Origin of the sequence: Brevibacterium sp. ZH18 (assembly GCF_022748595.1) — a bacterium.
In the GTDB taxonomy this organism is placed as follows: domain Bacteria; phylum Actinomycetota; class Actinomycetes; order Actinomycetales; family Brevibacteriaceae; genus Brevibacterium.
In genome coordinates this window covers 42944-53164 of the sequence record NZ_JALDSX010000026.1, presented here as the reverse complement: position 1 = coordinate 53164, position 10221 = coordinate 42944, and the positions used below count along the sequence as shown (strand labels likewise).

8 protein-coding genes are annotated in these 10221 nt (G+C 64.4%); 7 read left to right on the top strand and 1 reads right to left on the bottom strand.

The window, feature by feature from the left end; all coding sequences use genetic code 11:
• Positions 1–93: 93 nt before the first annotated feature.
• The gene (locus MPN20_RS10845) at positions 94–1593 is read right to left on the bottom strand and encodes an amino acid permease (RefSeq protein ID WP_242781999.1); all 1500 of its coding nucleotides are present in this window, start codon (positions 1591–1593) and stop codon (positions 94–96) included.
• 198 nt (positions 1594–1791) lie between these two features.
• On the opposite strand from MPN20_RS10845, the gene MPN20_RS10840 reads away from it, so the two are divergent.
• The 7 genes from MPN20_RS10840 to MPN20_RS10810 all read left to right on the top strand — a co-directional run bounded on the left by MPN20_RS10840 (position 1792) and on the right by MPN20_RS10810 (position 10021).
• A complete protein-coding gene (locus tag MPN20_RS10840) occupies positions 1792–2904 on the top strand; it encodes a CPBP family intramembrane glutamic endopeptidase (RefSeq protein ID WP_242781995.1) in 1113 nt (370 codons plus the stop codon).
• A gap of 54 nt (positions 2905–2958) precedes the next feature.
• Positions 2959–3447 (top strand): DoxX family protein, encoded by a 489-nt coding sequence (locus tag MPN20_RS10835; RefSeq protein ID WP_242781993.1) that lies wholly within the window; start codon positions 2959–2961, stop codon positions 3445–3447.
• A gap of 31 nt (positions 3448–3478) precedes the next feature.
• Positions 3479–4045 carry an isochorismatase family protein gene (locus MPN20_RS10830; protein WP_242781991.1) on the top strand — a complete coding sequence of 189 codons (567 nt, stop codon included), beginning with the start codon at positions 3479–3481 and terminating at the stop codon, positions 4043–4045.
• Between the two features lie 92 nt (positions 4046–4137).
• The gene (locus MPN20_RS10825; protein ID WP_242781989.1) at positions 4138–6351 is read left to right on the top strand and encodes an MMPL family transporter; all 2214 of its coding nucleotides are present in this window, start codon (positions 4138–4140) and stop codon (positions 6349–6351) included.
• A gap of 235 nt (positions 6352–6586) precedes the next feature.
• Positions 6587–7795: a sensor histidine kinase gene (locus MPN20_RS10820; protein ID WP_242781987.1), complete on the top strand. Its 1209-nt coding sequence runs from the start codon at positions 6587–6589 to the stop codon at positions 7793–7795.
• On the top strand, positions 7792–8412 hold the full coding sequence (locus MPN20_RS10815; protein WP_242781985.1) for a response regulator transcription factor: 621 nt from the start codon (positions 7792–7794) through the stop codon (positions 8410–8412). The genes MPN20_RS10820 and MPN20_RS10815 overlap by 4 nt, the downstream gene beginning before the upstream one ends.
• A 94-nt stretch (positions 8413–8506) precedes the next feature.
• Positions 8507–10021 carry a PQQ-binding-like beta-propeller repeat protein gene (locus tag MPN20_RS10810; RefSeq protein WP_242781984.1) on the top strand — a complete coding sequence of 505 codons (1515 nt, stop codon included), beginning with the start codon at positions 8507–8509 and terminating at the stop codon, positions 10019–10021.
• Positions 10022–10221: the final 200 nt, after the last annotated feature.

Below are 10221 nucleotides of genomic sequence, written 5' to 3'. Positions count from 1 at the left end.
GTGGTCCGCTCGGTGCTGGGCGCTGGGCGCTAAGTGGTCCGCTCGGCGGCTGGTGGCCGGGGTTGTGGCCCGGCCTCGGAACTCAGCGCGAACTCAGTGGTTCGAGTGGTGCGACCGGATCGCCTCGGCGACGGCGATGGCATCGCCCTCCGGGGCGTTCGACTTCCGGTCGGGGCGCGCGATGAAGAGGTAGAGGAACCCGGCCGCCAGCACCACGACGAGCCCGATGAGCACGACATTGTCGGCGAAGAACGACCCGGTGTCCCCGGGCATCGCGAGCAGGATCATCGCGAAGATGCCATAGGCCAGCGCGAGGATGTTGACGATGATTCCCCAGCCGCGGAGCGACCACGGACCGGCCGGCTTCCAGCCCTTGATGCGCTGCCGCAGGGCGCCGAGGACGACCATCTGGAACGAGAGGTAGATGCCGAGGATCGCAAATGAGGTGACCGCGACGAGGATGCCGTCGTTGAACCAGATGAGCACGGAGATCAGGGCCGGCGCGGTGCAGGCGACGATGAGGGCGTTGCGCGGAATCTTCGTGCCGTCGGTGACCTTCGACAGCCACTTGTGCCCGGGCACCATGCCGTCGCGGGCGAAGCTGAAGATCAGCCTCGACGCTGCGGCCTGGAGGCTGAGGACACAGGAGATAAAAGCGAGGATCGCGACGACGAGGAAGATCTTGGCACCCACCGCGCCGAGGCTGCCTTCGAGGATCGAGGGAATCGGATCGGCGACCTCGCCGGCGACGATCTCCTCCAGATTCGGGGCCGCAAGGACGTATCCGCCGAAGGAGAACAGCGCCGAGACGGCGCCGACCACGATCGTCATGAGCATAGCCTTGGGGATGCCGCGGGCGGGGTTGGAGACTTCCTCGGCGACGTCGCCGCAGGCCTCGAAGCCGTAGAAGAGGAACAGTCCTGCCACAGCGGCGCCCAGGAATGTCCCGACATAGCTGCCGTCACCAGCGGTACCCATGGTGTCGAAGAAGACCGAGAAGCTGTGCTTGCGTTCGAAGATGAGGAGGAAGAGCCCGAGGCCGATGACGCCGATGAGCTCGGCGAAGAGTCCGATCCGGGCGATGCGCGCCAGCCATTTGGTGCCGCTGAAGTTGATGGCCAGCGCCAGCACCAGAAGCGCCAGGGTCACAGCGAGCGTGGTGTTGCGGTTGAGTTCGAAGCCGAGCAGGCTCGAAGCGAATCCCGAGCCGAACTCCGACACCGAGGTGATGGTGACGATGAGCGCGCAGATGTAGACCCAGGCAGCCATCCAGGCGTAGCGCTTGCCCCAGAGCCTACGTGCCCACGGGTAGATTCCGCCGGCGATGGGGAACTGGGAGACGACCTCGCCGAAGACCAGTGCCACCAGCATCTGACCGCAGGCAACGATGACGATCCACCAGATCGACGGTGGTCCGCCCGTCGAGAGTGCGACGGCCATGAGCGAGTACACGCCGACGAGCGGCGAGAGGTACGTGAAGCCGAGGGCGAAGTTCGCCCAGGGGCTCATCGATCGTTCGAAGGAGTCGCTGTAGCCGAGGACGGAGAGATGGTCGTCATCGGAGAGATGGGGATTGCGGGATTTCTCGGTCATGAGCCTGAACTTTCATAAGAATCGACGGTGATTCAACGGTGCTCATCGTAGCTCAGGTCTGCCCCGTGCGGACGAGAGCGGAATCATCCGCGCGGCGGAGGCGGCCATGTGGCTCGGGCCGTAGGTTGGAAACCAAGAACAACACGCGCATCCTCGTGAATGGAGCAGAGGCATTCGTGAGGGGTCCGAGGAGGAGCCATGAGCATGGGAACGAGAGACTGCGGAACAGACACTCGACAAGACACCCGACTCGATGAGAAGGGTCGGCCCTTGGCTGTCGTGCCCGCGAAGGTGCCGTGGGTCGCGCTCGGGGTCTTCGTCCTGGTCGCCGGCTGCCTTGCCTGGGTGGCCTGCCTGCCGCTGTGGATTTCCGGCGAAGGCTTGAAGAATATGGTCGCGGTCCAGCTGTGCGGGCAGGCCATGATGTTGGCCCCGCTGGTGGCCGTGATCGCTGCGATGATCGTCCAGCGAAAGCGCGCCAAACGCCGCGGCATCCCGCAGCCCGGCGTAGCGAGATACCTGGGTATCTGGCCTCTGCGCCCGGCCCGTCGAGTTGTCGGATTCACGCTCCTCGCGTTGTTCGGCACCTTCGTCCTCGTTGCCCTCGCGTACTTCCTCAGCGCCGCCTTCGGTTGGGTTCGCCTCGACCTCGCCGGCCTCTCCGGCTTCAAAGCACAGCTGGGGCAGCTGCTGCCGGGTGTGGAGAACCTGCCGATCGGATTGGGTATCGTCATCTACTTGGGCCTCATGGTCTTCAGCACGCTGGTCACAGCAATCTTCACCTTCGGCGAAGAGGTCGGCTGGCGCGGATGGCTGCTGACCTCGCTGCGCCCGCTGGGCACCTGGCCGGCGCTCATCATCGTCGGAGTCATCTGGGGTCTGTGGCATGCGCCGCTCATCCTGCTCGGCTACAACTTCGGCCGTCCCGACATCTCAGGCCTGGGCCTTATGGTCATCGGCTGCGTGATGGTCGGAATCCTGCTCGGCTGGCTGCGGATGCGCACCGGTTCGCTGTGGCCGGCAGTCTTCGGTCACGCCGCGATCAACGGCTCCTCGGGGATGCTGCTCGGCCTCTTCATCGATGCGAATTCGCCCACCCCGGACATGGCACTTGTGGCCCTGCTCGGAGCGGCCGGATGGATCCTCTCCGCCGTCGTCGCCATCATCCTCGTGGCCACCGGCCAGTTCCGCAGGCAGCCCGAGCTGAGCATCGGGCCGCCACCGCCCGTCATTGTCACCCGCACCGAGGCGGACGCTCCCACCGCTGCAGAGACCGGTGATCTGGCAACGACTTATGAGTCCTCGCTTTGAGGCTGGGGTTGGGCATCGGTTAGGCTCAAAACCCACGACTTCAAGGAGAATTCCATGCCTTTAGGATCATCGCTGCTGCAGACTGCAGGACGCGTACTCACCGCACCGATCTTCATCACCGGCGGATACTCGGCGCTGACCAACCCGGGTGGCCGGGTCGAGGCGGCCGCTGCAACGCTGGACACGATGCGCGAATACGTACCTTTCCTGCCTGAGGATGATGAACTCCTGGTCCGCGCCAACGGTGGTCTGCAGCTCCTTGCAGGCACCACGCTGATGTTGGGCATCAAGCCGCGACTGTCCGCGCTCGCCCTCGTCGGATCCCTCGTCCCGACCACGCTGGCCGGCCACTCCTTCTGGGAGATGGAGGGGGCCGACGCCGCCGCGCACAAGACCCATTTCTCGAAGAACGTCGCAGCCCTGGGCGGCCTGCTGCTCGTCGCCGGCACCGACGTGAGCAAGAAGGCCATGAAGAAGGCCGCCGACAAAGCCGCTGACAAGGCTGCGAAGACAGCGACGAAGCAGGCGCTGAAGCAGAACTGAAAAGTGTCTCGGCAGGCTCTATGCTCGGAGCATGTCGAAAGCACTTCTCATCGTGGACGTCCAGAATGACTTCACTGAGGGCGGGGCCCTCGGCGTGACCGGTGGTGACCGCGTCGCCGCCGAGGTCACACGCCACCTCGGTGCTCATGCGGGCGACTACGACGCGATCATCGCCTCCCGCGACTGGCACGATCCCGACAGCGACAACGGCGGGCACTTCAGCCCGCACCCTGACTTCGTCGACACCTGGCCGGTCCACTGCGTTGCCGGCACCGAAGGCGCCGACTACGACCCGCTCCTCACAACCGACGCCGTGACCCACCACGTGCGCAAGGGGCAGGGAACCCCGGACTACTCCGCCTTCCAGGGGACCACGGAAGCCGGGGACCGCCTCGGCGATCTTCTGCAGAACCTCACCATCACCGAGGTGGACGTCGTCGGCATCGCCACCGACCACTGCGTACGCGCCACCGTCCTCGACGCGCTCAGCGCCGGAGTCTTAGTGCGGGTCCTGCGGGACCTCATCGCAGGCGTCGGCGAAGAGTCGAGCGAGGCTGCTCTGACTGAGATGGAGACGGCCGGCGCCGAACTCATCTGAGCTGGTCAGATGCACTTCTCCATCAAAAGTTGCAGATTTTATCTGAACTCCTAGGCGATGTTCTGAGCTCCGAAACTTGATGAGCTTAGGACATGAACACAACACTCACGAAAACCGCCAACACGCTCGTGTCGAAGCGCGGCTCGTGGTTCGTCCTCGGCGGGGTCGTCGTCCTCGTCGCTCTCCTGTTCGGCCTCCTCTCCGGGGCCGGCGAGGACCGAGCCAACGAATCCGCCCCCGCCGACTCCGAATCCACCCAAGTCGACCAGCTGCTGAAGAAGTTCCCCGATGCTGACAAGCAGTCGGTGATGGTCGTCGCCACACGCGACGACGATGCGGCGCTGAGCAGCAAGGACCAGTCCGAACTCGGCAAGCTCGGCGGATCGTTGGGCGACTACGTCAACTCTGAGCAGAAGGATGCGTCGACCAGCTCGACCGGCGCCGACGAGAAGGTCTCCGGGCCGATCGTGAGCGAGGACGGTAAGGCCGCGCTTCTCATGGTCCCCATCCAGGTCGGCCTCAACAACTCTGACACCGCCGACACCGTCGACGGGCTCCGCACCTTCATCGCCGACAACTCGCAGGCGGGCCAGCTCGCAGACTCGGGAATGTCACTCTTGGTCACCGGCGGACCCGCGATCGGCGCAGACATCGCATCGGCGTTCAGCGGAGCGGACTTCACCCTGCTCATCGTCACGATCGTCATCGTTGCGCTGCTGCTCATCATCACCTACCGTTCGCCGATCCTGTGGCTGCTGCCGCTCATCGTCATCGGCACCGCAGACGGGCTCGCCTCCACGGTGACCGCCGCTGTCGGCGACGCGCTCGACCTGCAGTTCGACGCGGGCATCATCAGCGTCCTGGTCTTCGGCGCGGGAGCGAACTATGCTCTCCTGTTCATCTCCCGCTACCGCGAGGAACTCGGCCGCGAGAGCGACCACCGCATCGCCCTGGGCTCCGCCTGGACCCACACGGCATCGACGATCCTCGCCTCGAACCTCACCGTCGTCCTGTCCCTGCTCAGCCTCGTCTTCGCAGTGATCCCGGGAACCCGCGGACTGGGCATCTCCGCCGCCGTCGGACTCATCATCGCCGCGGGCGCCGTGCTCTTCGCACTGCCTCCTGTACTGGCGATCTGCGGCAAGGGCGTCTTCTGGCCCTTCGTGCCGAAGGTCGAAGACGACGCATCCGCTGGAACGAAGTCGGCTGCCAAGCCCTCCATCTGGCGGAACATCGCCACTCGGGTCGTCCGGAAGCCGGGGATCCACCTCGGCGCCGGAATCATCATCCTGGGGGTCATGGCAACGGGACTCATCGGCACCTCGGTGGGACTCGATCAGTCTGAGAAGTTCCGTGTGCAATCGGAGTCAGCGCAGGGACTGGATGTCCTCTCCGAGCACTTCCCGCCCGGTGAATCGCAGCCGATCTGGGTCGTCACCGACACCGCGCAGGCCAAGCAGGTCGAGGACTCTGTCGCGGACCTCGACGGAGTCGTGCGCGCCAACGCCATCGACGACACCGCCGCGAACGGCGGCTCGATCACGAAGATCATGGTCACCGGCGAATTCGCGCCGGACAGTCCCAAGGGCCTCGACCTGGTCAAGGACATTCGCGCCGATGTTCACGGCATCGACGGTGCCGATGCGAAAGTGGGAGGGGCAGCCGCGACCGAGCTTGACGCTCGCGACGGCAATGCGCAGGACTTCTTCACCGTTGCACCCCTGATCCTGGCCATCAGCTTCATCATCCTGCTCGGTATCCTGCGGGCACCGATCGTGGCGGCCACGCTGCTCATCGTCAACGTGGTGTCCTCGGCGGCTGCGATCGGACTCGGTGCGTTCCTGTCCCGAGTGATCTTCGGCCAGGCAGCGCTCGATGCCCAGGTTCCGATCCTCGCGTTCCTGTTCCTCGTGGCGCTGGGAATCGACTACTCGATCTTCCTCTCCCACAGAGCGAAGAAGGAGTCGCTCGTCCACGGCGCTCGCCAGGGCATGATCGAAGCCGTCAGCCACACCGGCGGTGTGATCACCAGCGCCGGCATCGTTCTGGCAGGCGTGTTCGCCGCCCTGGGCATGCTGCCGCTCATGGTCCTCGGACAGCTGGGAATCATCGTCGGCGTCGGCGTCCTCGTCGACACGATCGTGGTGCGCACGGTCATCGTCCCGGCCATCTTCGGACTCGTCGGCAACCGGATGTGGTGGCCCAACAAGGCGATCACCCACTCGGAGCAGACGAAGGCCGATGCGGACGAGGCGACGCCGGTGAGCTCGACGGCAGCTGCCGAGGATGCGCTCAGCAAGCACTGACGAAGGATCGGGCCCGGTCGTCGAGTCACCTCGGCGACCGGGCCCTTCGCCGACTGAAGGTGGGACAGGTGCCGTGTTGAGTGGGCCCGCCTCGGCGGCAGCTGGGAATGCAATCGTCGCGGATGCGGCCGGGACAGTCGCGGATGTGATTGAGTTGGCAGGGAGTACGACAATCAGACAGAACACACGGCTCGGTGCGATTGCGGCCGTGGCGGACATGCGGAAAGGTGAGACCGTGAGCACACGCGGGTGGACAGAGCGGACGATGGAGATCGGCCAGCACGCGATCGCCCTCGTCCTCACCGTCATCTCCTGCCTCCGCGCGATCAGTGACGGAGCCTCCCCGCTGGCGGCGATCGCGGTCAGCGTCGTGTTCCTCGGCTGGTACACCCTCGGTGCCGTTCGGGCCGCCCGCAGCGGAGCCATCGTGCTCGCAAAATGGTGGCTCGTGGTGCTGGCTGCGGCGTGGCTGTGTTCGCTTCTCGTGTCATCCGAATTCATCTGGGTCGCGTTCATTTTGTGGCTGCTGGCCGGGCACCTGTTCTCGCTGCGCATCGCCGTGGTCTTCACCGCGCTGACCTACATCGCCACGATCGTCGCACCGCTGGCCCACCACGGCGAAGTGCGCACAGCCAGCATCATCGGCTCGCTCATCGGCGCGGTCTTCGCCCTGGGGCTCTCCCGCGGCTATATCGAACTCCTGCGGGAAGGTCGTCGCCGCGAGGAGCTGCTGCAGTCCTTGGAACTGGCCCACCAGAATCTGCTCGACCTGCAGGACGAGCTCGCCCTGACCCAGCGTCACGCCGGTGAGATCCAGGAGCGCACCCGCGTTTCCCGCGACATCCACGACACGATCGCGCAGGAGATCTCCTCGATCCGTCTCATCGCCCACGCCGAGGTGGACAAGACCACCGATGAGCACGCTCGCCAGGTTCTGCGCCAAGTTGAGGACCTCGCCGCGCAGAGTTCGCGTGACGTGCGCCGGATCATCGCCGCACTCGCTCCCGCCGAACTCGAGGACGGTGCCCTGACTGCCGCCATCCGCCGGCTGCTCGCACGGTTGGAAGAGGATACGTCCATCCGCGGGAACGTCGACGTCGACGAGACGATTCCGTCTCTGCCCGCCGAGGTGGAGGTGGCGCTGCTGCGGACCGCGCAGTCCGCGCTCGCCAATGTTCGCCAGCACTCGCAGGCTTCGCGGGTCATGGTCAGCCTGATGGATGTGGGCGGCTCGATCCGCATGGACATCGTCGATGACGGAATCGGGATGGCCGATCCCGACTCGCGGCAGAGGGGGTCGGAATCGGGATTCGGGCTCGACTTCATCGGCTCGCGGATGCGCGAGCTGGGCGGCGAGCTCGTCATCGAGACGACGCCGGGGTCCGGCTTCGCGATCTCCGCCACGCTGCCCAACAACGAACGCACACGAGGAGAAGGCGCATGACGATTCGAGTGATTCTTGTCGACGACCACCCGGTGGTGCGTGCGGGCCTGCGGTCCGTCATTGACGCCCCGGACCATATCGCCGTCATCGGTGAGGCCGGCAGCGGCGAAGAGGCACTGACCTTGGTCGAGGAGCTCGAACCCGATGTTGTGATGTGCGACCTGCGACTAGGTGAGGGCATCGACGGCATCGAGGTGACGAAGCGGTTGCAGGCGCTGCCGACGAAACCTGCAATCCTCATCCTCACGACGTTCGACAATGACTCGGAGATCGTCGCCGCGCTCAATGCCGGAGCTTCGGGCTATCTGCTCAAGGACATCAATCCCGAAGACATCTCGACTGCGATCGAGAAGGCCTCCCGCGGGGAGACCTATCTGCCGCCCGAGATCTCGTCGAAGGTCATCGCCGCGATGCGCAATCCTGGTCCGAAGTTGACCCGGCGCGAACGCGACGTTGTGAAGCTGCTGGCTACCGGTGCTTCGAACGCGCAGATCGCCCAGGAGCTCTTCGTCACCGAGGCGACGGTGAAGAGTCACCTGGTCAACGTGTTCACGAAGCTCGGCGTGGACTCGCGTTCCCGCGCCATCCGCGTCGCCGAAGACCAGGGGCTGGTGTAGGGGCCGGCGCTCTGCTGCTTAGGCTGTGCAACCCTCGTCACTACATTTGCCCCGGTGCACCATATGATCAGGACATGAACCGGGATAACGAACAATGAGGTGGCGATCCTCTCTCGCAGTGGCCGCGACGATGCTGATGCTCGCAGGGTGCGGCGAACAGCCTGCAGCGGACCCAGCAGCACCGACTCCGACGACAGTGCCGACGCTGGCCGATCCCATCGAACTAGACTATGCGGCGACCTTGGTGGTCGACGACGGAGCCGGTCATGCGCTGGTGACAGACTGGAATGAAGAGAAGCTCAAAGCCGTGGATTCTTCCGGCAAGGAACTCTGGAAGGTCGACGCGAGACTCAACGACGACATCGGCGGAGGTGTCAGTGGCTTCTCTGCGGCAGGATCGGTGGTCATCAACGACTATTCCGGTGCACTGCGGGCATACAGTTGGTCCGACGGCAGTGAACAGTGGTCATTCGACATCCCGGGCGAGAGCAGCTCCTGTCACCCGGCCGAAGGATTCAGCGCGCAGACGACCGGGACGAATCCCATCCTCGGCGAGGGCGATCTCATTCTCCTCACCTATTCAGGTGTTCTTGAGGAGGACGGATGCGAGACCACGTCGGATAGCGGAAATGCTGTCGTCCTCGCGATCGATCCGACCAGCGGTGAAGAGGCCTGGCCCGCGCTGTCGATGAACGACGAAGGGCGTACGTTCGGCGGCACACCGCTGCACATCACTCCTGATCGCAGTTACGGTTTCCTCTCGTGGTCCGAAGGTAGGGACTCGGTGCTCACTCGCATCGATCTCAAGACGGGCAAGCACGCAGACATGGCCTTGACTAATGCGCGGTCTATCGACGATACGGGAAGCGAATTCTACGACGTCTACCCGACGACCGATCCGACCAAGCTGCTCTATGTCTACGGCTCGGACGACCCGGACAACCCGACAAGTTCGGCGGTCACCCGAGCAGCTGACCTGACGATTCCCGCTGCCCTCGCTGAATCCGATTCGCCGACTATGTCACTCGCGGGCACCTCTGGTGACGATTCTGAAGGCGACGATGTCGGCGACTCCGACAGCGTCACGATGGAGGACACGTTCGAACCCGTGTGCGCCACCGACCTGAGCTTCACTCCGAACGGCGAATCGGTGTGCATCCAGCCGCAGCTGTTCGCTTCGGCGGTGAAATACCAGGGATCGAATGGCACACCTCAGGCGTGGATCGCCGACGCTCCGGAACGGTCGGTGGAGTCGCTGGGGTATTTCGGAGCGTTGGAACCGACTCCAGTTGACGGACCCGATGGGCCTCTGCTGATCGTGCCCGGCACAGAGTCCGGAATCATGGCGGTGAACGCAGCGGACGGTAAGACCGCGTGGACAGCGGGCGACTATGAGACCGATCTGCCTTGGGGCGGACAGGGATACCTGCCCGAAGTGGATCTTATCGCCGTCACCGATGACAAGAAGACAAGCTTCTACACAGCGACGACAGGTGAATTCGTCAACGAACATCCGGCAGGCGAATATGCCTCGTTGAGTTCCGGACGGCGCGTCGTACTCGTCACCGATGAGAACTCAACGACGCTGTGGAGCGTGGTCGACCGCTGAGCGTCTCAGCACCGCGCAAGCGGCCCGAGACGCTCTACTTCTTCGAAATGTCAGGTGAATAACTGATAAGTAACCATTGGGTATGACTCGCCTGGTCACAGACGTGGATCGTCCGAGCGCACCACCCGAATCGGCGTTTTCGCAGGTGTTCCAACTGTCGCGGGTGTCAACATCCAGGTAGGCTCGTCCATGCACATCGA